This window comes from Paenibacillus sp. FSL H3-0469 (assembly GCF_038051945.1).
Lineage (GTDB): Bacteria > Bacillota > Bacilli > Paenibacillales > Paenibacillaceae > Paenibacillus_AQ.
In genome coordinates this window covers 3,389,213-3,413,130 of sequence record NZ_CP150302.1, presented here as the reverse complement: position 1 = coordinate 3,413,130, position 23,918 = coordinate 3,389,213, and the positions used below count along the sequence as shown (strand labels likewise).

General features: G+C 53.3%; 17 protein-coding genes. 12 read left to right on the top strand and 5 right to left on the bottom strand.

The annotated features are described in order from the left end of the window. Positions 1–194: 194 nt before the first annotated feature. The 3 genes from NSS83_RS14810 to NSS83_RS14800 all read left to right on the top strand — a co-directional run bounded on the left by NSS83_RS14810 (position 195) and on the right by NSS83_RS14800 (position 3,629). Positions 195–2,162, top strand: coding sequence for a heavy metal translocating P-type ATPase (locus tag NSS83_RS14810; protein WP_341183875.1), 1,968 nt, complete (start codon positions 195–197; stop codon positions 2,160–2,162). Between the two features lie 205 nt (positions 2,163–2,367). Further along, a complete protein-coding gene (gene trxB, locus NSS83_RS14805; protein ID WP_340957931.1) occupies positions 2,368–3,309 on the top strand; it encodes a thioredoxin-disulfide reductase in 942 nt (313 codons plus the stop codon). 83 nt (positions 3,310–3,392) lie between these two features. Next, a complete protein-coding gene (locus tag NSS83_RS14800; RefSeq protein ID WP_036694922.1) occupies positions 3,393–3,629 on the top strand; it encodes a glutaredoxin family protein in 237 nt (78 codons plus the stop codon). 177 nt (positions 3,630–3,806) lie between these two features. On the opposite strand, the gene NSS83_RS14795 is transcribed toward NSS83_RS14800, so the two are convergent. Then, a complete protein-coding gene (locus tag NSS83_RS14795; protein ID WP_036694925.1) occupies positions 3,807–4,001 on the bottom strand; it encodes a hypothetical protein in 195 nt (64 codons plus the stop codon). Positions 4,002–4,228: 227 nt separating this feature from the next. Further along, positions 4,229–5,389, bottom strand: coding sequence for an ROK family transcriptional regulator (locus NSS83_RS14790; RefSeq protein ID WP_341183876.1), 1,161 nt, complete (start codon positions 5,387–5,389; stop codon positions 4,229–4,231). A gap of 424 nt (positions 5,390–5,813) precedes the next feature. Here NSS83_RS14790 and xylA point away from each other — a divergent pair, with 424 nt between their 5' ends. From xylA to NSS83_RS14745, 9 genes are all read left to right on the top strand, one after another. After that, positions 5,814–7,133 (top strand): xylose isomerase, encoded by a 1,320-nt coding sequence (gene xylA / locus NSS83_RS14785; protein WP_341183877.1) that lies wholly within the window; start codon positions 5,814–5,816, stop codon positions 7,131–7,133. An 800-nt stretch (positions 7,134–7,933) separates the two neighbouring features. Next, positions 7,934–9,430: a xylulokinase gene (gene xylB, locus NSS83_RS14780; RefSeq protein WP_341183878.1), complete on the top strand. Its 1,497-nt coding sequence runs from the start codon at positions 7,934–7,936 to the stop codon at positions 9,428–9,430. A 217-nt stretch (positions 9,431–9,647) separates the two neighbouring features. Further along, positions 9,648–11,192, top strand: coding sequence for a response regulator transcription factor (locus NSS83_RS14775; RefSeq protein WP_341183879.1), 1,545 nt, complete (start codon positions 9,648–9,650; stop codon positions 11,190–11,192). A gap of 195 nt (positions 11,193–11,387) precedes the next feature. Then, a complete protein-coding gene (locus NSS83_RS14770) occupies positions 11,388–13,166 on the top strand; it encodes a histidine kinase (RefSeq protein ID WP_341183880.1) in 1,779 nt (592 codons plus the stop codon). 133 nt (positions 13,167–13,299) lie between these two features. Continuing rightward, the gene (locus tag NSS83_RS14765) at positions 13,300–14,280 is read left to right on the top strand and encodes a sugar ABC transporter permease (protein WP_341183881.1); all 981 of its coding nucleotides are present in this window, start codon (positions 13,300–13,302) and stop codon (positions 14,278–14,280) included. 12 nt (positions 14,281–14,292) lie between these two features. Beyond that, positions 14,293–15,192 carry a carbohydrate ABC transporter permease gene (locus tag NSS83_RS14760; protein ID WP_341183882.1) on the top strand — a complete coding sequence of 300 codons (900 nt, stop codon included), beginning with the start codon at positions 14,293–14,295 and terminating at the stop codon, positions 15,190–15,192. A 191-nt stretch (positions 15,193–15,383) separates the two neighbouring features. Then, a complete protein-coding gene (locus NSS83_RS14755; protein WP_341183883.1) occupies positions 15,384–17,126 on the top strand; it encodes an ABC transporter substrate-binding protein in 1,743 nt (580 codons plus the stop codon). 111 nt (positions 17,127–17,237) lie between these two features. Continuing rightward, on the top strand, positions 17,238–19,619 hold the full coding sequence (locus NSS83_RS14750) for a glycoside hydrolase family 95 protein (RefSeq protein ID WP_341348501.1): 2,382 nt from the start codon (positions 17,238–17,240) through the stop codon (positions 19,617–19,619). A 223-nt stretch (positions 19,620–19,842) separates the two neighbouring features. Beyond that, on the top strand, positions 19,843–20,982 hold the full coding sequence (locus NSS83_RS14745) for a transglutaminase domain-containing protein (protein WP_341183885.1): 1,140 nt from the start codon (positions 19,843–19,845) through the stop codon (positions 20,980–20,982). A gap of 38 nt (positions 20,983–21,020) precedes the next feature. On the opposite strand, the gene NSS83_RS14740 is transcribed toward NSS83_RS14745, so the two are convergent. The 3 genes from NSS83_RS14740 to NSS83_RS14730 all read right to left on the bottom strand — a co-directional run bounded on the left by NSS83_RS14740 (position 21,021) and on the right by NSS83_RS14730 (position 23,797). Then, on the bottom strand, positions 21,021–21,344 hold the full coding sequence (locus NSS83_RS14740; RefSeq protein WP_341183886.1) for a DUF3889 domain-containing protein: 324 nt from the start codon (positions 21,342–21,344) through the stop codon (positions 21,021–21,023). A 79-nt stretch (positions 21,345–21,423) separates the two neighbouring features. Beyond that, on the bottom strand, positions 21,424–21,789 hold the full coding sequence (locus NSS83_RS14735; protein WP_341183887.1) for a MerR family transcriptional regulator: 366 nt from the start codon (positions 21,787–21,789) through the stop codon (positions 21,424–21,426). A gap of 520 nt (positions 21,790–22,309) precedes the next feature. Then, complete coding sequence (locus NSS83_RS14730) at positions 22,310–23,797, bottom strand: amino acid permease (RefSeq protein WP_341183888.1); 1,488 nt, start codon at positions 23,795–23,797, stop codon at positions 22,310–22,312. Between the last annotated feature and the right edge of the window lie 121 nt (positions 23,798–23,918).

The following is a 23,918-nucleotide window of genomic DNA, read 5'->3' as shown; positions in this document are numbered from 1 at the left end:
CTCTCAGGCATGTCTTTCTTTTAGTCATCACTTTGAGTCATGCCATCATCCCAGTCATTATCCTCAACAACCATACCTATTCAACATGCTGTCCCGGCGATGCCGGGGCAGCATGTGTCATTTTAAGGGTGTTAATAATGGCTCTCATTCTCAAGTGTGCGCTTAACCAAAACCATTCAGGAAGGTGATTTATTATGCAAGCAACCTCGAAATCAATGCCCAAATCCATAGCGCGTCAAGGAGGGGCGCAGCAGCCCCGCACTCCGGGGCCGCGCCGCTTCGATCCGCTGGCGATGCTCAGCAACTCCGAAATGCAGGCCGCTCTTGGGAGCGGGCTGATTATGCTGGTAGCCTGGGCTACCAGCGGCTGGTCGGAGGTTTTATCCGTCATTCTCTACGTGATCTCTTATACACTAGGCGGCTGGATGAAGGCGAAGGAAGGCGTGGAGACGCTGGTCAAGGAGCGTGACCTGGATGTTAATCTGCTGATGATTGCCGCAGCGCTGGGTGCCGCCTCTATCGGGTACTGGAATGAAGGGGCGATGCTGATCTTCATCTTTGCCCTGAGCGGAGCGCTGGAGAGCTACACGATGGAGCGCAGCAAAAAGGACATCTCCGCTTTGCTGGCCCTCAAGCCTGCTACCGCCGTGCGCATTGAACAGGGAGCGATGAGTGAGGTTACCATTGATCAGCTCATGCTGGGCGATCTGCTGCTGATCCGTCCGGGTGAACTGGTTCCTGCTGACGGCAAGGTGTGCCGGGGGGAATCATCTGTGAATCAGGCCTCCATCACGGGAGAATCGCTTCCTGTAGACAAAACTGTTGGCAGTGAAGTATTCGCCGGTACCGTTAATGGAGAAGGCCCCCTCTATATAGAAGTAACGAAGACTGCCGAGAATACGCTGTTCGCCAAAATCATCCGCATGGTAGAAGAGGCAGAGAACGAAGTGCCGGATTCACAGCGTTTCATTAAACGGCTTGAATCCGTGTATGCCCGTGTAGTGGTAGCTGCAACAGTTCTGCTGATCACCTTGCCGCCGTTTGTGCTGGACTGGAGCTGGAGCGATACGTTCTACAAGGCTATGGTCTTCCTGGTCGTGGCGTCCCCGTGTGCGCTGGTATCCTCAATCATGCCCGCCATGCTGTCGGCTATCTCCAAGAGCGCCCGCAAAGGCATCCTGTTCAAAGGCGGGGTTCATCTGGAGAATATGGCGCGGACCTCGGTTGTTGCTTTTGACAAAACGGGTACTCTGACGGAAGGCATTCCGCAGGTCACGGACTTCATCGCCGGAGAAGGGTATGTGCGGGAAGAACTGCTGGCCGTGAGTGCCTCCATCGAGAAGCTGTCGGGGCATCCGCTGGCAGAGGCCATTGTCGCGCTGGCGGAAACGGAGCAGATCGGACTGCGGGATATTGAAGAGAGCCAGTCGGTTACCGGCTGGGGAATTGAAGGCGTCATCGACGGCCAGCTGTGGAGGATCGGCAAGTCCAATCTGCTGGATGAAGCGGAAGGGTCGGCTGCCGGGGCGGCCACGGACCATTGGAAGGCTCTGCGCAGCAGTCTGGAACAGGAAGGGAAAACGGTATCGCTGATCCTTGCCGGAGAGACCATCGCCGGAATGATTGCCCTGCAGGACACCGTACGCCCCCAGGCGGCGGCTGCCGTGCGCAAGCTGCATGATCTGGGGATCAAGGTAGCGATGCTGACCGGAGACCGCGAGGCTACAGCCCGGGTAATTGCGGGACAGAGCGGCGTTGACCTCGTGTTCGCGGGACTTTTGCCGGAAGATAAGGTATCGCATGTCAAGGCGCTTCGGGAGCAATACGGCCATGTGGTCATGGTAGGCGACGGGGTGAATGATGCCCCTGCGCTCGCTACCGCAACGGTTGGCATGGGCATGGGGATGAAGGGCAGCGGGGCTGCCCTGGAGATTGCCGATGTGGTGCTGATGAATGACAATATTGAAGAGATTGCCGGAACGATTGCCCTGGCGCGCCGGACACAGCGGATTGTGAAGCAGAATATGATTTTTGCCGTAACGGTCATTGCCGCCTTGATGATCAGCAACTTTGTGCAGGGGATTGCGCTGCCGTTCGGGGTGGTCGGGCATGAGGGAAGCACGATTCTCGTCATCCTTAACGGATTGCGTCTGCTGCGTTAGAAGCCGGTACAATGGAGGGAGCAGCAGAATATGTGCGCCCGTTTATTTTAAATTGCTTAAAATTGAATTGTTCACAAAAAGGAGCGTTTACAACGGGTCTGACATATTGACAACTCCCCTTGAGGTGATCATAATAAATACTAGATTATAATTATTTTAAATAAGGAATGGCGTCTTTTCCGTCCATCTCAAGGGGGATATCATCATGTACAAATCAATTATTGTCGGTACTGGACCGGCCGGATTGACAGCTGCTATATATTTGGCCCGTGCGAACCTGAACCCGCTCGTTATCGAAGGTCCGCAGCCAGGCGGACAGCTTACCACTACAACTGAGATCGAGAACTTCCCGGGATTCCCGGAAGGCATTCTGGGTCCCGATCTGATGGATAATATGCGCAAGCAGGCAGAGCGTTTCGGTGCACAGTTCGTGACCGGCTGGGTGAACAGCGTGGAGCTGGGCGACCGTCCGTTCAAGCTGAACGTGGAAGGCATGGGCACGCTGATTACGGATACGCTGATTATCTCCACGGGTGCTACAGCCAAGTATCTCGGGATTCCCGGGGAGCAGGATAACATCGGACGCGGGGTCAGCACTTGTGCTACCTGTGACGGATTTTTCTTCCGCGGCAAAGAGATCGTGGTGGTCGGCGGCGGCGATTCCGCGCTTGAAGAAGCGGGCTTCCTGACACGTTTTGCTTCCAAGGTAACCCTGGTTCACCGCCGTGAAGAGCTGCGGGCCTCGAAGATTATGCAGGACCGTGTCCGCGATAACGCCAAAGTGACCTGGGGACTGAACCGTACCCCTGTTGAAGTGATTGCCGGAGATAAGGGCGTAACCGGGCTGAAGGTTGTCAACAACGAGACTGGCGAAGAAGAGTTCATTGAAGCCAGCGGGGTATTCGTGGCGGTCGGCCATCATCCGAATACGGCATTCCTGGGCGGACAGATCACTACGGATGCGAACGGCTATATCGTATCGAATCCCGGAACCTCCGAGACGAACATTCCCGGCGTATTCGCCTGCGGCGATGTGCAGGATACCCGTTACAGACAGGCCATCACGGCTGCTGGCAGCGGCTGTATGGCGGCTATGGATGCCGAGAAATATATCGAGAGCCTGGAGCACAGCGCAGTAATTATGTAAGTCTGGCATTTGGAGAAGCAAGGATTCCGGTGCTACAATAGATCTCAGAGTCTAATACTTAGATACGAGGAGGAAATCATACTATGGAGAATGTAATTGTATACACATCGACGAATTGCCCGCATTGCCGTCAGGTGAAAAGCTTCCTGAGCGATAAAGGGGTAGCGTACGAAGAACGCAACATCGAGCAGAACGAAGAGTACGCCCAGCAGGTGTGGGATATGGGCATGAGAGCCGTACCGATTACGGTGATCGGGGATATGAAGATCGTAGGCATGAACAAGACCAAGTTCGACAAGGCTCTGGCTGCAACGGAATAATAGCCGGCAATCCTGAAATATATAGAGCCGCTTCCCGGTGGGAGGCGGCTCTTTGCGTGCGGCGGCGGAAAAACAACATTTAAATCTGCCCATGGGCCTGGCCTGCTTCAGCGAATATGAACAATCTTAAATACTGCTTCTCCACTTGCTTACGTCATTGCTGTCTCCTAGCAGGTCTCAGGTAAGTGACATGAACATCTGAAAGACAGCATAGACGGCAATGCCGCTGGCGATAAGGAGGAATCCCGATTTCTTCCGCGACTGGAACAGGCGCAGGACACCGAGGCTGACGAGCGGAGCAATGATGAGCAGCAGCAGCAGCACTGCGATGAACATCTTCGCCGAAATATCAGACGTATCAACATAAGTCATGGATTCTCTCTCCATTTCAGAAAAAAGGGTATGGTGACAAATGTCACACAAGTATCCTTATTATATAGGATAGCTACTCCTTTTAGAGCAGGAAATGCAGAAAAAAATGCGGCGATTTTAAGAAATATATGAATTTATGCCGTAGACCAAAAGTGATCCTCCACCTTCACGCAAAAACAAGCCGCGTCATATAAAGTATGCCGCAGCCGTTCCGCTTGTAGTGTGCTCTATAGGGTCACGCGGATGTTGCCCAGAAAATGCATCACCGCTGAAAAACCCGCTCCAATCATGGTTCCCCGGCTTCCCAGCCTGGAGAAGGTGATTTCGAGCTGCTGCTTGTGGTAGGGGAGGGTACGCTCAGCTACTACCCGGCGCAGCGGCTCGCCGAGCCACGGCTCTGCCTCCGATAAAGCGCCGCCGATAACGATCAGCTCGGGGTTGAAGCTGTTGATCAGATTGGTAACTCCGATCCCCAGATACTCGCCAATGGAGTTGAAATGGCTTAGCGTATCGGGCTGCCCCTCAAGTGCATACTTGACCAGCCCGGTCGTTGTGCGCGACGGGAGGGAGAGACCTGGATTATCATAGGTTTTCTCAGAGGCATACAGCTCCCAGCAGCCCCGGCTGCCGCAGCTGCAGGGCTTGCCTTCCGCTTCAATCGTCATATGTCCGGTCTCGCCCGCATAGCCGCGCGCGCCCTTATACAACTCTCCGCCGATAATAATCCCCGACCCGATCCCCGACCCTGCGCTGATATAGAGCAGATGCCGCACATCGCGGGCCGCTCCGAAGTTCAGCTCACCCTGGGCGCCTGCATTGGCCTCATTATCAATGGTGACCGGCACCGCGAAGGCGCTTTCCAGAATCGAACGCAGGTCTACCATCTCCCAGCCCAGGTTGGGCGCGAACAGGACAACGCCTTGCTCATCGACCATTCCCGGGACGCCGACACCAATGCCGACTAGTCCGTAATGAGAAGGCGGGGCCGTAGCGATCAGCTCCGAGATCATCTGCTGCATCTGCCCGAGCACATAAGGGAAGTCGTGGTTCTCCAGCACACTGTCCCGTTCATGAAGAATGCCGCCCCCCAGATCGCAGAGTACGGCCTTAAGCTGTTTCACGCGCAGCTCGATCCCGATCACACTTCCCGCCATCTCATTAAAATGCAGCATCAGCGGCTTGCGCCCGCCGCTGGATTCTCCGGGTCCAGCCTCGGTAACCAGCTGCTGCCCGCATAGCTCGGCTACCAGATTGGAGACGGTGGCTTTATTAAGGCCAGTCACCTCGGATACCTTGGCCCGTGAGATGGGGGAATGCATACGGATGGTATGTAAAATAATCGATTTGTTTATTTTTTTGACCAGCGCCTGATCACCGGTAACTTTCAAGCAGCACACTTCCTTTTACAATATAAGAATTTATAGGTTTCACACCATAAGTTTTGTCCGGTCTGCTGATCGGCGGCATGTAACAATGAGGAAAGCCGTTGTTTCAGGATAGAACGGGGGCTTTGCACGTGCAGGAAGAGGGTAGCTGTGAAGCTAGGCTCCGCTGCGCGGGTATGCCCCCTAGTCTAGAATGAAGAGCGCAAAAATGCAACTGAATCCGTTGAATCCGGACGAACCCGCCGCAACATATTTTTGTATAACCCGAACTTCTGGAGGTGAAATTAAGCTCCGGGATCTCTGTGAAACAGCGGGAAAAATAAAAATAAAAAAACTTTGTTTAACCAATATACAAAGTCAGAGGGATGTGTTAAGATGTTGCTGTAAACGCTTGCGGATAAAGCAAATATTGAGGAGGATTTTACAAATGGCTTATTTTGAAACAGTGAGCAAGATCTCTTACGAGGGAAGCCGTTCCACCAACCCTTATGCATTCAAATTCTACAATCCTACAGAAATCGTAGCCGGCAAAACAATGGAAGAGCACCTGAAATTTGCAATGGCTTACTGGCATACATTAACAGCTGGCGGTTCCGATCCGTTCGGCGCTGAAACTGCAGTCCGCGCTTGGGACAAACTGAGCACATTGGACAAGGCTAAAGCCCGTGCGGAAGCTGCATTCGAATTCATGGAGAAGATGGACCTGCAGTACTACTGCTTCCATGATGTGGACATCGCTCCTGAAGGCGCGTCCCTGCGTGAATTCTACAGCAACATCGATACCATCGTAGATATCCTTGAACAAGGCATGAAGGCTTCCGGCAAAAAACTGCTGTGGAACACTGCCAACATGTTCACCAACCCGCGCTACATGCACGGTGCAGGCTCCACCTGCAACGCTGACGTATTCGCACACGCTGCTGCACAAGTGAAGAAAGGTCTGGAAGTGGGTAAACGTCTGGGCGCTGATAACTATGTGTTCTGGGGCGGCCGTGAAGGTTACGAGACTCTGCTCAACACCAACATGCAGCTGGAGCAGGACAACATTGCCCGTCTGTTCACTATGGCTGTTGATTATGCGAAGGAAATCGGCTTCGACGGCCAGTTCCTGATCGAGCCTAAGCCGAAAGAGCCTACCAAGCACCAATATGACTTCGATGCAGCAACCTGCATCGCATTCCTGCAGAAGTATAACCTGGATAAGCACTTCAAGCTGAACCTTGAAGCGAACCATGCTACACTGGCTGGCCACACCTTCGAGCACGAGCTGCATGTAGCCCGTATCAACGGCATGCTGGGATCACTCGATGCGAACCAGGGCGATCCATTGCTCGGCTGGGATACAGATGAATTCCCTGCAAGCATCTACGATGCTACACTGACTCTGTATGAAGTACTGAAGAACGATGGTCTGGGCAAAGGCGGAATCAACTTTGACTCCAAGGTACGCCGTCCTTCCTTCGAGCCTGAGGATCTGTTCCTGGCACACATCTCCGGTATGGACGTATACGCTAAGGGCCTGAAGGTAGCTGCTAAGCTGCTGGAAGACGGCGTATTCGAGAACTTCATTGCTGATCGTTACAGCAGCTTCAACGAAGGCGTTGGCGCTGACATCGTATCCGGCAAAGCGACACTGGCTTCGCTGGCTGACTACGCGCTGAACAACGAGAGCCCGCGTCCGAACAAATCCGGACGTCAGGAACTGCTGAGAGCTACACTTAACCAGTACATCCTGACTGCTGAGTAAGACGCTGCCGGATTTGCGGGATTGCCCGCAGATTCATTAGAGAATACACGCAACGGGGGTTGCTGAAGAGAGCATTCTTCGGCAGCCCCCTTTTTTAATACTGGAATACTTGAGTGGCGGAATGGTTCTGATACTCTACAAGTACTTCATCAGATTTAAAATAGTGGATCAGACGCAATGCCCCTTCCAATTACATCTTTTCCAAGCGGGTGTTGTTCTTCAGGGGACGTTTGGCTTAGCGTAACGGACTGAGGTGCTCTTATCCGGGAAGAAAGTCGTCACTTGAGCGATTAACGGACTCCACAGGCCTTATCCTTTGCACTTCAGCTAAGAAACGTCTCATAGAGAGACTATGAGGTCGCCTGAGTCCGTTACGCTGCCAAAAGTGGCGTTTTCGCGGGGATAAGATCTCTCCGGTCCGTTAGATTTTGGGTGGATAGGGTTTAATAAGCTTATCCATCCTTTTAATCTGATACTCTACCAGGACCGTGTGAGTGTATTTTGTGCAGCAGAATGATCTGATTTGGCTGGAAAATAGCATTCTGCTGTATTTGGTACAACAGATATTTGAGCGTACCCTACAAAACAGCCTTTTCAACAAGTTCTAGTGTACAAAGTGCAATAGCCTGCGATTTTCGGCCGATTTAACGAGAATCTATTGCAGAAAATACAATCGTAGCCGCATCTTAGGCGTACCTCTCGCTTACTTTCGCCTTACCTTTTAGTGGAAGGTGCTTTTGAACGGCTGCAGAGAAGTTTCATAAGAAGTAATGCTACATATAACTTTTAGGAGGATAACTATGAAATATGTAATTGGTGTCGATCTTGGAACCAGCGCGGTAAAAACTGTACTGGTAGATCCTCAGGGCAAAGTGGCTTTTGAGCACTCTGAGGCGTATCCGCTCAGCAGACCCCAGCCGAACTGGAGTGAGCAGAATCCGGAGGATTGGGTGAAGGGAACCATCGCCAGTCTGAAGCGTCTGATGGAAGTATCCGGCGCTAAGCCTGAACAGATCGACGGTATCAGCTTCTCCGGCCAGATGCACGGGCTTGTGCTCGTTGACGGTGAAGGCAAGGCGCTGCGTCCCGCCATTCTATGGAATGATACACGTACGACTGCGGAATGCCGTAAGATTGAGAAGAAGCTTGGCAGCAAGCTGATCGATATCGCCAGAAACCGCGCGCTCGAAGGCTTCACGCTTCCGAAGATTCTGTGGGTCCAGGAGCATGAGCCGGAGGTGCTCGCGAAGGCTGAATTATTCCTCCTGCCGAAGGATTATGTGCGTTATCACCTGACAGGTGACTATGCCATGGACTACTCCGATGCAGCCGGAACCCTGCTGCTCGACGTTGGCGCGAAGCAGTGGAGTGCGGAGATTGCCGGAGCGTTCGATCTGCCGGTCTCCCTCTGCCCGAGACTCGTGGAATCCTTCGAGCAGACCGGAACCCTGCTTCCGGCAGTTGCCGAAGCCTCCGGCCTGCTGCCTACCACCAAGGTGTTCGCCGGCGGGGCAGACAATGCCTGCGGCGCACTGGGAGCCGGCATTCTGGGCGAAGGCCGGACGATGTGCAGCATCGGGACCTCCGGTGTGGTATTGTCCTATGAGAGCAACAAGGATCTTAACCTCGAAGGCAAAGTGCATTTCTTCAACCACAGTGAGAAGGATGCCTTCTACATTATGGGCGTGACCCTGGCGGCAGGACACAGCCTGACCTGGTTCAAGGAGACCTTTGCGCAAGACAAGAGCTTCGACGAATTGCTGCAGGGAGTGAACGAAATCCCGGCTGGCAGCAGCGGTCTCTTGTTCACCCCTTACATCAGCGGGGAACGTACACCGCACCCGGATGCGAGCATCCGCGGCAGCTTCATCGGTATGGATTCCGGACATACGCTGTCCCACTTTACCCGGGCTGTGCTGGAAGGCATCACCTTCTCGCTGCGCGAATCCATCGAGATTGTGCGTGAATCCGGCAAAGAGATTACCGAGGTTGTGGCGATCGGCGGCGGGGCGAAGAATGAAGCCTGGCTGCAGATGCAGGCCGATATCTTCGGCGCTACGATCATCAAGCTGGAGAGCGAGCAGGGTCCGGCTATGGGCGCAGCTATGCTGGCAGCCTATGGTGCAGGCTGGTTCGAATCTCTTGGTGCATGTGCGGAAGCCTTCATCCGTCCGGCAGAGACCTATACCCCTAATGCAGAGCAGGCGGCGCTATATGACGGAATCTTCGCTTTGTATCAGGATGTATACGGCCAGACCCGCGAGCTGAATGAGAAGCTGGCTTCTTACCGGAAATAGAATATCCGCACGGAATGACTGCCATCCTGTACAGGGTGGCAGCTTATTTTCTTTTAAAATATAAGAATTTATATGTTTCACACGATAATTTATCCTTCTATTTCTCGCTGAAACGGTACCGTCCTTTAAAAGGACGGCAATGCCGTTTCCACTTATATAGGTTATGGTATAAGCTTGCTGTAAAGTTTGTAATAAGCTCTGTGAAGGGAGGCCCCAATTGATCAAAGTACTGATTGTGGATGATGAGCCCAAGCTGAGGGAAGGGATGCGCACCTTGATTCCCTGGGAGGAAGAGGGGTATACCGTGGTGGCGACAGCGGCTAACGGTTATGAAGCGCTGGACAAATTCCGTGAGTTGAAACCTGGACTTGTGATGGCGGATATCCGTATGCCGGGAATGACCGGGCTGGAATTGATCGCTGAGCTGCGCAAGGAGAATCCAGGCTGCCATGTGCTGATTCTGAGCGGCTATGCCGATTTTGAATATGCGAAGCAGGCCATCTCCTATCATATTGACGGATATTTGCTTAAGCCGGTGGATGAGGAGGAGCTGATCAGCTATCTGCAGGAGCTGCGGGAGAAGATCAGCCAGGAAGAACGGATCAACGAATGGCAGGCGCTGGAGCCGGCAAGAACCACCGAGGTGCTGGTGCGGGAGCTGCTGCAGTCGAAGGAAGCCGGAGAGGCGGCGGCTGAGCTGGGTCTTAAGGACAGCAGCTGCGAAGTGGTGCTGCTGGAATTGAAAGGGCTTAACAAGGGCGAGGATGCCCGCGAAGATGCAGTGAAGCGGCTGATGGAGCGGCATTGGCAGGAGGCGGAGGGCTTCTTCTTCTTCACCCTTCCCCCGTATATGGGAATTCTGCTGAAGGAGCCGCTCCGGGATGAACGCGCCCGGGCGGCCCTCTGGCAGGAGCTGCATCACCTGATCTCGAAGGAGGGGCTGGAGTTCGTGGCCGCAGCGGGCGGAGCAGCTGCCCGGCCGGAGGAGGCTGGAGAGTCCTTCGGGGCCGCACGCGCCCGGCTGGACGATGCCTTCTTCGGGCAGAAGAATACCCTCCTCTGCGAAATGCCGGACCTGTGGGAGGAGCCTGCACAAGGCGCGGTGGAACTGGAGGAGGAGCCGGACCCCGAGCGTGATATTGAGGTGCAGCTGTTACTGGCAGTGGAGGCTGGAAGCAGCGAGGTGGCCAGGGAGCTTACGCTGCAGATTATACGCCAGCTTGTGCATACCCAGCGGGATGAGACCTATATCAAGGATCAGCTGCTGCGGATTGTCAGCAGTACAATTGCCCGGCTGGAGGCGGCGAGTCCCGAGCTGCGCCCGCTGATTGCCGGACAAGCTTCGCCGATGGGCGAGGTCTACAGCAGCAGGTACCTGCATGATGCAGAGCGGCTGGTGTCGGGCTACATGGAGCAGCTCTCCCGGCTGACGGGCAGCGGAGGCGGACGCGGCGATGAGATTAAGCGGATCACCGATTTGATCCAGCGGCGGTATAAGGAGAATTTGAAGCTGGGCACCCTTGCGGAGATTTTTAACTACAATAGTGCCTATTTGGGTAAAATGTTCAAGAACCAGGTGGGCGAGCACTTCAATACGTATCTGGATAAGGTGCGGATCGAGAAGGCCAAGCAGCTGCTGACCCAGGGCATGAAGGTCTATGAGGTGGCCGAGCAGGTTGGATACATGAACTCCGATTACTTCAACGCCAAATTCCGCAAATATGTCGGCGTCTCCCCAAGCGCCTACCGCAAGGAGAACTAGACTTATCTAAGAAGCGCTAAAGCACTTAACGAAAAGCAAAAAGAAGCGGAGGGGAAATTTGGAACTGTAGGCCGGCAAGCTTGCAGAAAATCAGGTATGAGGCTTATGATATACAGGCTGTTCCCCTTCTTACAGAAGACCGGGAGCAGCCTGTTTGTATAGAGAGGGGAGATTGATATCAAGAAGCTGGTGCGGATGGTCAATAATATGAAGCTGAAATACAAGCTGATCTTCTTTTATATCATAGTGGTGATGATTCCCGTGCTGATTGCAGGGATTATTCTGACAAATTATTTTCGGGAAGGAGCCTTGAACAGAGCGATTGATCAGGCCACCAACAACGTGGAAAAGATCAAAAGCCAGTTGTACAGCAAGCTGCGTGTCCCTACAGATATTTCGAATCTGCTCTATTTCGATGAGGATCTGGAGCGGCTGGTTAATACGCATTATCCGAGTATCCTGGAGCTGACCAAGGCTTACCTGAATTATACCGACCTCAAGGAATACGTGCTGCGGTACCGGGAAATCTCCAATATCCGCTTCTTCATCGATAATCCCACTCTGGTGGACGATATGTCCATCGCGCCGGTAACGCCGGAGATCCGCACGAGAAACTGGTATACACAGGCTATGCAGAACAATCAGATCTACTGGATGTATATCCACGACAAGGACCCTTATATCAACAGCCCCAAAGGAACCATCAACAAGCTGAGCCTGGTCCGCCAGGTGCCCTACCCAGAATACAGCAAGTCAGGAATTCTGATGGTGCAGGTGAATCAGAATGAGCTGAACCAGATGCTGCACCAGGAGCCGTTCGAGACCATTATTATCGATGAGCAGGGCTATATTGTATCCGCTAAAAATCCGCAGCTGGTGGGCAGCACGGTGGATGCTTTTGACATAGGGATTGATGTGCAGGCGCAGTCCAAGGGCGTGTTCACGACCCAGGTGAAGGCCAAGGATTCTTACGTCATCATCGATGAGATGATCCCTGAGCTGAGTGTCAGCAAGTTAAAAATCATTTCCGTATTCGAGACCAAAAGCATTCTGAGCGATGCCAACAAGGTGAGTCAGCTGGGCCTGTTTATCGTAATCGGGGTGCTGCTGGTTGCGCTTGTATTGGTCTACACGATCTCGCTGCTGACGAGCAACCGGCTGCTGCGGCTGAGCCGCCAGCTCAATCAAGTGGCCCTCGGGAACCTGAATGTCGTCTCCCGCATTGACGGAACAGACGAGATCGGCCAGCTGTCGCGCCAGTTCAACTACATGGTAGCCAGCATCAACCAGCTGATTAACCAGGTGATAGAGAGCAATGAGAAGAACAGCACGCTGGAGATTGCGCAGCGCGAGATTAAGCTGAAGATGATGGCGAGCCAGATTCATCCGCATTTTCTGTTCAACGCGCTGGAGTCGATCCGTATGAACGCCCATCTGCGGGGAGAGAAGGAGATCGCTAATATTGTCCGGCTGCTGGGCAAGCTGATGCGCAAGAATCTGGAAGTCGGCCGGGAGAGAGCGCCGATCAAGGAAGAGATTGAGATGATCCGCTCCTATCTGGAGATTCAGAAGTTCCGGTACGAGGACAGGCTGGAATATGAGATTACCTTGGATCCCGCCACCGCTGAGGTGATGATTCCGCCGTTGATTATCCAGCCGCTGGTGGAGAATTCGGTCGTTCACGGTCTGGAGAATAAGGAGGGCACGGTGCATGTCAGCATCGCCATTACCCTCACGGAGAAACAGGAGATTGAGGTGATTGTAATGGATGACGGGATCGGGATGAAGGAAGGACGGCTGTCCGAGATTATGGAGGTCATCACCAAGGTGGAGGAAGAGGAGCAGGGCCGGATCGGGCTGCGCAATGTGCAGCAGAGACTGACTCTGTATTACGGAGCGGAGCACGGGCTGAACATCTCAAGCCGGGAAGGAGAGGGGACCCGGATTACATTTTCAATCCCGAAGGGACAGTGATTTGAAGGCTTAAGGGGATACAGGCGGGGAGAATGTCTAATTTCTATAGGTTTTTACGTGAAATCTGTTGGGTATTCTCGCCCCCGGCGCTGGGATAAGATAAAGCTATCAAAGCGAAGGGGGAATATTGATCGTGAAAGCGCTCACTGAAAGCGGTGTTACAACAAATGAAAGCGTAACCCCCCGCCCACCTGCGAAACGGAATAGTGGATTTTGGAAAAGCGTACTCCAGCAAAAGTACTTATACCTGATGTCCCTTCCATTCGTAATCTGGGTATTTATATTCAGCTATGTGCCCATATGGGGATGGCTAATGGCCTTTCAGAATTATAAGCCGGTCAGATCGTTCAGCGAGCAGAAATGGGTCGGACTGGACAACTTCAAGGAGCTGTTCCAGGATGAACGCTTCTACCTCGTATTAAGAAATACACTGGCGATGAGTATGCTGGGGCTGATCTTCGGCTTCGTGGTTCCGATTCTGTTTGCGGTCCTGCTCAACGAGCTGCGCGGAAGCGTCTTCAAAAGAACGGTCCAGACGATATCTTACCTGCCACACTTTGTATCCTGGGTGGTTGTAGGCGGAATTGTCTACAAGACGCTTGCGATTGACGGGGGGATCGTGAATGATTTGCTGCTCTGGATGAATGTGATTGATGAGCCGATCCAGTTCATGGCCAAAGGGAAATACTTCTGGGGAGTCTTAACGGCTGCTGACATCTGGAAGGAAACGGGCTGGAACGCGATCATCTATCTGGCAGCGATTACAGGCATTGATAAAGAACTGTATGAAGCGGCTAAAGTGGATGGAGCAGGACGGGTCAAGCAGATGTTCAATATTACATTGCCGGGGATTCGTACGACGATTACAGTACTCCTGATCATGTCGATTGGTCATCTGGTCGGAATCGGCTTTGAGAAGCAGTTCCAATTGCAGAACAATCTCGTTACCGATTATTCGGAAGTGCTGGATTTGTATGCGCTTAAATACGGGATACAGATTGGACGGTTCTCCTATGGTACAGCGATAAGTATGTTCACCTCGGTAGTCAGTGTCATTCTGCTGTTTACGGCTAACGGAGTGATGAAGAAATTAACGAAAGAAAGCATTATGTAAGGAGGGGATCAAATGGGCGGCAAAGCTTTTCAAATGTCTAAAGGTGAACGCGTATTCGACGTGTTTCTCTACATCACTCTGGGATTAGTCATGATTGTGACCTTATATCCCTTTCTGAACGTGCTGGCAATTTCCTTCAATGAATCTACAGATACGGTCCGGGGCGGCATCTATATCTTCCCGCGGGTCTGGACTCTGGAGAATTACCAGCGGATCTTCAGCTATACCGGTCTGATTCAAGGTTTCAAAATATCGATTCTGCGTACCGTTTCAGGTACACTGCTGGGTCTGGTGAGTTCCTCTATGCTGGCGTTTACGCTCAGCCGTCCGGAATTCAGAGCGAGAAGGTTCATCTCGGTTTTTCTGGCCCTGACCATGTATTTCTCGGGCGGTATGGTGCCGATGTATATTCTGATGAAGGATTTGCATCTGATCGGGACGTTCTGGATCTACATTTTGCCGGGTGCGGTTGCCGCATTTAATGTGTTCATTATCCGCTCCTTTATGGACGGACTGCCCTTTGCCCTGCAGGAATCGGCTAAGCTGGACGGGGCGAATGACTTTATGATTTTCTACAAAATCATCCTTCCGCTCTGCAAGCCGGTACTCGCAACTGTCGCGCTGTTCCTGGCTGTAGGACAATGGAATGAGTGGTTCACCACCTATCTCTACAACGGCAACAAGCCGCATCTGACTACGCTGCAGTACGAGCTGATGAAGGTCCTGTCTTCGACCAATCAGGGCAGCGGCATGGCAAATGCGAATGATATGGCCAGACAGATGGCGCAGATTTCACCGGAGTCGATCAAGATGGCGATTACCATTGTCGTAACCGTGCCGATTCTCGTGGTCTATCCGTTCCTGCAAAAATATTTTGTCGGCGGGATGACGCTGGGTGCAGTTAAGGCATAAACCTTCACCCAGAGCAACAGTGGAGAAGCTGCCGGGTTCAGTGCAGAGCCTGGCAGCTAACCCGCTTAGGGCAAAGTGTTAATTAGTGGTAATTTATATTTATGGTAGTTTTGCAAGCGTTCACAATGGTATATTCAGGTCTCACCTGATATGCATAGAGGCAACATACTAAGATACAAGGGGGATACACAATGAACCGCAAGAGTACCAAAACGATCTTCACACTCCTGCTGATGAGCTCGATGCTGATCGCCGGTTGTGGAGGGAACGGCAATAATGCAGCCAACAATACGACGCCTAACAACTCAGGAACTACACCTGATGCTACTGCCGCAGCAGATGATACGGCTCTAGATACCTCACCGGCTACATTCACCTTCTTTGGAGCGGATGCCAGCCCGAACTGGAACAAGATGCAGGATGATGTCGGTAAAGCCATTACAGAAAAGACAGGCGTCACCCTTGAAGCTGAATTCGATGTAGGCAGCGGCGGCGGCGACCAGAAGATTGCGATGATGGCGGCGAGCGGCGACGTTCCTGATATTATTTTCGCTAAAGGAAGTCTGAGTACCCTGGTGGATGCGGGCCTAATCATTGATATGACGGACCTGATTGACAAATATGGCCCCAACCTCAAGAAAGTCTACGGCGAGAACATGAACCGTCTGAAGTACAGCCTGGACGATCAGAGTATTTATCAGATTCCTACGAATATGGGTGTCGGCCAGAAGTCCTTCGATGCCACAGGCGGATTTGAAATTCAGCATCGTGTGCTCAAAGAGCTCGGCTATCCAAAGGTGCGGACTGTAGCTGATTTTGAAAAGGTGCTGAAGGATTATGTCGCTCTGCATCCTGAAACCGATGGGCAGCCTACCATTCCGCTGACGCTGAACGCTGATGACTGGAAGATTATGATCACCGTGACGAACCCGGCCTTCACTACAACCGGCGCACCGGATGATGGTGAATACTATGTGGACCCTGAGACCTTCGAAGCGAAGCTTCACTACAAACGCGCCGAAGAAAAGGAATATTTCCGCTGGCTGAACGGCATGTACAATCAAGGACTGCTTGATAAGGATACCTTCGTACAAAAGGATGACCAATACAAAGCGAAAGTGGCCAGCGGCCGTGTACTCGGTCTGATCTCCCAGGAATGGGAATACTCTGATGGTGAGAATGCCCTGAAGGCTGCCGGCAAAGACGAGTATACCTATGGACACTTCCCTGTAACCCTGACCGAAGAGTATAAGGATCATTCCTTCATGCAGACCGGTATCGACGGTTACGGTATCGCAATTACTACAGCGGCCAAAGATCCTGAGCGGATCATCAAATGGCTGGACTGGATGTCCTCCGATGAAGGCCAGATCCTGAGAACCTGGGGGATTAAAGACAAGCACTATACTGTGGATGCGAACGGCAAACGTGAGGTTCTGCCTGAAATCCGTGACGGCTTAGCCAATGATACAGCGAACACCCAAAAAACAACCGGGATCGGCCAGTACCTGATCTTCGGTGCACGGTATGGTGACGGGGTGAAGGATTCAACAGACAACTACTACACTACAAGCTTCCCTGAACAGATCGTTGCTTCCTATTCAGAAGCTGAGAAGGAATCCCTTGCCGGATATAAGGCGACTACCTGGAAGGACCTGTTCCCGAAAGAGGATGAATTCCCTGTAAAAGAAACAGGCGCCCTGTACAACCTGCCGGTTCCGACAGACGGTAAATATCAGGTCATCTTCAAAAAGACCCAGGATATCGTACGTAAGCGTATCCCGGAAGCGATTCTGTCCAAACCGGCTGATTTCGATAAAGTCTATGACGCCTTCCTGGCTGAGCTGGACAAAGCCGGCGCTCAGGATATGGAAAAAGAATTTACTGAGCTGGTGAAGAAGAGAGTATCCCTGTGGACAGGAAAAAATCTGTAATCCTTAATGAAATGTAGCATGATTTAGAGTAGAGCAGGAGGCAGAAAGGCCCGACTTAGGTCAGGGCCTTTTGCTGTATTCAGAACTCTTAGCAGGAAGGATGAGGAGAATATGGAAACTGAACAAAGGAACTCCGCGTGGAAGCTTAGATACAGCCAGCCCGCAGCCGTCTGGGAAGAGGCGCTGCCGCTCGGGAACGGGCATATGGGGGCGATGGTATTCGGTGGTACGGGGAGAGAGCTGATCCGGCTGAATGAAGATACCCTATGGTCCGGGTTCCCCCGGGATACCAATAATTACGAAGCGCTCAGGTATTTGAAAAGAACCCGGGAGCTAATCGCTGCAGGCCACTATGGCGAGGCCGAGGATATGGTGAATGCCCATATGCTGGGGGTCAACGCCCAGGCCTACCTGCCGCTCGGGGACCTGATTCTTACGCAGCCGGGCGCAGAGAATTACCGGAGCTATGAAAGAGAGCTTGATCTGGATAGCGGAGTTGCCAAAGTGACCTATCAGACGGAGCAGGGCAACTTCACCCGTGAGGTGTTCATCAGCACACCGGACCAGGTTGGTGTTGTGCATCTGACAAGCGGTCAGCCGGGAGGAATTCACCTGGAGCTTGCGCTGGACAGCCAATTACAGCATAGCGTTAGTCCAGCGGAGGGGAACGGGCTGGTAATGCAGGGGCGCTGCCCCTCGCATATTGCTGACAATTACCACCAGGATCATCCGCTTGCGGTGCTCTATGAGGAGGGGCTTGGAGTTGCGTTCGAGCTGCACCTGCATGTACAGGTCACCGGGGGAAGTATCGGGCATTCCGCAGGCAAGCTGGTAATCCGTGGCGCGGAGCGTGTGCTGCTGCTGCTGGCTGCCGGAACGGACTATGAGGAGGTGCGGTCAAGAGCAAGTCATAGAGCCGCAGCGCCAGCTCAGTATTCCACAGCTATGCTAAGCCCGGCGGAGCTATGCGCCAGCAGATTAAGCGCTGCGGCGGGTATGACTTATGAGGAGCTGCGTAGAAGGCATACCGGGGATCATCAGGCGATCTTCCGCCGGATGGATCTGGATCTCGGCGGTCACGAGGCGGAGGAGCGGCCAACCGATGAACGTCTAGCAGCCTATCAGGAGGGGGCAGAAGACCCGGCACTGGAGGCCCTATTGTTCCAATATGGCCGCTATCTGCTGATGGGCAGCTCACGGGCCGGAACACAGGCAGCGAATCTGCAGGGGATCTGGAATCCCCATGTTCAGCCGCCATGGAACAGCAATTACACAACCAATATCAATACACAGATGAACTACTGGCTGGCGGAGGTCTGTAATCTCAGCGAATGCCATGAACCGCTCCTTGAGCTGATTAAGGAGCTTAGTGAGACCGGAGCCAGAACGGCTGCCATCCATTATGGAGCGCGCGGCTGGGCAGCCCATCATAATGTGGATCTGTGGAAGGCTTCCACACCGTCTGGCGGAGATGCCAGTTGGGCCTTCTGGCCCATGGGCGGCGTGTGGCTATGCCGTCACCTGTGGGAGCATTACGAATTCAACCCCAATTTGGAGTATTTGGGCGAGACCGCTTATCCGCTAATGAAAGGAGCAGCCCTCTTCTGCCTGGATTGGCTGGTGGAAGGACCGGAGGGCCGGCTGGTTACCAGCCCGTCTACTTCGCCGGAGAACCGGTTCATCGCGGAGGACGGCAGAGCTTGCAGTATATCTGTGGGCTCGGCCATGGATATGAGCCTCATCGCTGAGCTGATGCAGCACTGCCTGGAGGCTGCACGTATTCTTGACGTAGACGCTGAGTTTCAGGAGGAGCTGGAGCAGACACTCGTACGTCTGTCTCCGCTGAAGATCAGCGAGAGCGGACGGGTGCTGGAATGGCTCTATGACTTCGCCGAAGCTGAGCCGGGGCACCGCCATGTCTCCCACCTGTACAGCCTGTATCCGGGCAACCGGATTAACAGGCGGGACACGCCGGAGCTGCTGGAAGCCAGCCGTTTAACGCTGGAGCAGCGGGTTGCTTCCGGCGGGGGACATACCGGCTGGAGCTGTGCTTGGCTGATCAATCTCTATGCCCGGCTCGCAGACGGCGATGCGGCTTACGGCTATGTGCGCACGCTGCTAACCCGTTCCGTCTACACCAACCTGTTCGATGCGCATCCGCCGTTTCAGATTGACGGTAATTTCGGTGCGGCCGCCGGGATCGCAGAGATGCTGCTGCAGAGTCATCTGGGGGAGCTTACGCTGCTTCCCGCGCTGCCGGAAGCCTGGAAGAACGGCCGTATCAGCGGCCTGAAGGCACGCGGGGGGTATGAGGTGGACATCGAATGGCAGGCTGGGGTTCTGGTATCCGCGCGGATTACAGCCCGGTTCGATGGAACGCTGCGCCTTGGCTACGCGCAAGAGCTGCACCTGCAGCTTGCAGACGGCAGCCGCCGGGCGCTGAACGGTGCGCTTCAGGTTACGGCTGGCGGGGTGTACTTTGTGGGGGTGTGAGGGGGCGTATATTCCTGTGTTCACCTCTACACTTTGGTTTACTGCTCGCAGCGGGGAGAGATTTGCTTATTATGCACGGAAAGGTCAGAGCCGATATAATGGATAGTAAGGCACGAACGCCTGCATTCTTCAGGTTGAAGTTGTAATTAGGGGTTTATTGGCATTAACTATAGAGTATACGGCTATTGCCGATAATATAGATTGCAGGAGGCGCGCGGATCATATGGGGAAGAGATATAGATCGCTGATGAAGACGGCGGTTGGACTTATGCTTGTGTGTGCAGCTATACCGCCTGCGATGTACTGGGGATACGAGCATGCGTATGCTGCAGCGGATTCGGCGGTGGTGCAGACCACACAAGGAATGACGCAGAAGCTGGCCGGAGCAATGAGTAACCGCAGAGAGACGATCACCTTCACTTATCAGGGCAAGACCGCCAAGCTGAAAAGTGAGATCCAGACGGCCATCAATCAGGCGATGGGGAGCGACCCGTACCTGTATTATATTATTGACAGCTATGCTTTCTCTTACCGTGGAAGCACACGGGCTGTTCATGTGACGGTTCAGGTGGAATACCGGGAGACGCTGCAGCAGACGGCATATGTTAACAAGCAGGTGAAGGCTATTCTGCAGCAGATCATAACACCGGGGATGAACAATCACCAGAAGGTAAAAGCGATCCATGACTGGGTCGTGCTGAATTTGGAATACGATCACTCGCACCGCAAATACACCGCTTATGAGGGACTTCAGACTGGGAGTGCGGTCTGCCAAGGCTATACGCTGCTAACCTATAAGCTGCTGCTGGGGGCGGGAATTCCGAACAGGATTGTGGAAGGGACGGCCAGGGCCGCAGACGGTGTGACTCAGTCGCATGCCTGGAATCTGGTGCTTTTGAATGGGGCATGGTATCATCTCGACACCACCTGGGATGACCCGGACCCGAGTCCGGAGGGTGGAATCAGTACGCTCTATTATATGAGGACCGATGCCCAGATGCGCCTTGACCACACTTGGACCAAGTCCTATCCGGCGGCCTCCACCAGTTATGCCCAGACCTTGACTAAGCTGGTTAATCAAGGGGGCCAGGGGGTGGAGGCATACAAGACGCTGCAGAAGGACCTGAATTACTGGCTGTACGAGGAGAATCAGGTGATTTCGTCGGCGGAACAGCTCAAGAAGCTTGCGAAGCAGGCGGCAGAGGCCGGACAGCAATCGCTGCTGTTCCGCTATCGCGGAAGCGACAAGCTGCTGAGACAGGATCTGCAGGTGCTCTACGGTCTGGGACTGAACAACTTGGCCTTCAACAGCTCGCCGTTCGAGAATACAGGAGATCTTAAGGTATATGTGACCTGGAAATAAAAAGTGTCAGCTAACCGGCGAACCCGTCAGGTGGAGTTTCAAGCAGTGGTTTCCAGGAATTGAATGGTCTGAAGCTTGTTTGTTGAAGGGTTGAAGCGGACCATCACGACTACGCCGAATTCCCGGCCCGTTTTGCTGCGGACCAGCAGCTTGAACTTCTCTTCGGTAAGCTTTGGCTTGATCTGGGTCCGGCCGATGTGCTTGTAATCGATGATTTCGGCGTTATATTTCTGCTGCGTCTCCTTCACGGCGATGGTTCCCCACCGGGCATAGTCAGGCGCAGCGGAGCTCCGGCTAACAGGGGCGGCGGTGACAAGCAGGAGCATCAGCAAGGCTATCATCCAGTTTTTTTTCATTTTCATAGCGGCCTCCTTGGGTTGTGAATACTGGTAGCGTGTCCCTTCGAAGGCGCTTCTATGCCTGGCTTGCTTCTTACAGGATTCAGGTTTTTCCGAACCCGTCCTCACACGTTATGTTCATGTCCAGAATATTGTACAGAGATTGCTTGGAAGCCTCCATTTTTTTCTGCGTGTTTTCAATCTCTGCTATTTTGTGATGTATAATGCGTGCTTGCTCATCCTTGGACATTCCATGCTTGGCAATCATGTCTTTAATATCCTGAATTGAAAATCCAACCGCTATACAATTCTTTACCACTTCGATATATTGAACGGTTTCCGGGACATAATTCCGGTAATTATTCTCTTCTCTGAGGATATACTCCTCCGTAATGATGCCCATTTTCTCATAATAACGCAGGGTTGAAATAGGAAGGCCCACCTGTGTTGCGACTTCACTGATCTGCATGCCATCACCTCATGGTTTGTTCTTGCTATGAGCTGCCAAGGAAGGCTATCCATCTTACTGTCTGCCGGTCGATACGATCACAACCTGGGCGTAAGCAACAGTTGCAGGAATTCCCACGAATAGAAGCAAACTTAAGCTAGTAAAGCGTCAGATTTAAAAGGATGTAAGGTTGTTAAACCCTATCCACCCAAAATCTAACGGACCGGAGAGATCTTATCCCCGCAAAAACGCCACTTTTTGTAGCGTAACGGACTCAGGCGACCTTATAGTCTCTCTATGAGACGTATCGGAGCTGAAGTGCAAAGGATAAGGCCTGTGGAGTCCGTTACTCGCCCAATTGGCGAATTTCTTCCCAAATAAAAGCACCTCAGGCCGTTACGAGAATTATTTGAAGGGGAATTGCGTCTGATCCACTATTTTAAATCTGATAAGGTACTGTCTATATTTAAAAGACCGGTTTTGGCCCGTTGCTGCGGGATCAAAACCGGTCTTTTGCTGAAAGATAAGTTGCAATAATGAATCAGTCTGTGTGGGTGCTCAGATCACACTTATCCAGCGGGATAAGACTGCTTTTGCGGAACCAGCCATAGCCCAGCCAGATCAGCAGGAACAGCGGCACGCTGACGTAGGAGACCAGAATGCCGTACCAGTCGATCTTCGCACCGGTGAAGGCACCCATGTTCTGGCCGAATACGGCGACCATACACAGAGCGAAGGCAAACAGCGGACCGAACGGGAACCATCTTGCCCGGTAAGGCAGCTCCTCCAGGGAATGGCCCTGCTTCACAAAGGCCCGGCGGAACCGGTAATGGCAGACGGCAATTCCGAGCCAGTTGATGAAGCCGCACATCCCGGAAGCGTTAAGCAGCCAATTGTACACTGCGCCGTCTCCGAAGAAGGAGGCGAGGAAGGCGAGCATGCCGACAGCGGTTGTCACGAGCAGTGCGCCTACAGGAACGCCTCTGCGGTTCAGCTTGCCGAGCACGCGCGGTGCCATTCCATCCTTGGCCATGGCGTACAGGACACGGGTGGAGGCGTACATCCCGGAGTTCCCGGCAGACAGCACGGAGCTGAGGATAACGGCATTCATTACCGAGGCGGCAATCGCCAGCCCTGCTTTGTTGAAGACGATGGTGAACGGGCTGACGCCGATATCATCAATGCCGCCGCGGAGCAGATCGGGATTCGTATAAGGAATCAGCATACCGATGACGGCAATCGCGAAAATATAGAAGATCAGGATGCGCCAGAACACCTGGCGGATCGCGATCGGCACGTTGCGGCGCGGATTCTCGCTCTCCCCTGCGGCGACACCGACCAGCTCTGTTCCCTGGAAGGAGAAACCGGCGGCCATGAAGACCCCGACGAAGGCGAAGAAGCCGCCATGGAAGGAACTGCCTCCTAGCTGGAAGTTGCTGAAGCCCACCGCCTTGCCGCCCAGAATCCCGAAGATCATCAGGACGCCGACCGTCAGGAAGACGACCACCGTAATAATCTTGATAATGGCGAACCAGTATTCTGACTCACCGTACCCCCGCGCAGACAGGAAGTTCAGGCCGAACATGAGCGCCAGGAAGAGCAGACTCCACAGGAACGAAGGACTGTCCGGGAACCAGTACTTAATGATAACGGTAGCTGCTGAGAGTTCGGCTGCAATGGTCACTGCCCAGTTGTACCAAAAGTTCCAGCCGATAGCGAAGCCGAAGGCGGGGCTGACGAACCGTGTACCATAAGTGCTGAAGGAACCGGAATCGGGCAGATAGGTGGCCAGCTCCCCAAGGCTGGTCATCAGAAAATAGACCATAATACCGACGGCCGTGTAGGCGAGCAGTGCTCCGCCCGGACCGGAGGAGGCTATGGCCCCGCCGCTGGCGAGGAACAGTCCGGTTCCGATCGAGCCGCCGAGGGCGATCATGGTCAGATGTCTTGCTTTGAAGGATTTGCGCAGGCCTGGCGTATTGGCGTTACCTGCCTGTACTGCCGGCCGTTTAGGCTGCTGTTCTTGCATGAATAGGACACTCCCTTTAGATTGATGGTTCTGTTCACAGGGGAGTGCCGCTGCCTGCATGTGCCGGTGTCTTCTTCCCGGCATGCTGCACGCAAAAAAACCGCAGACGGACGCTGCGGTT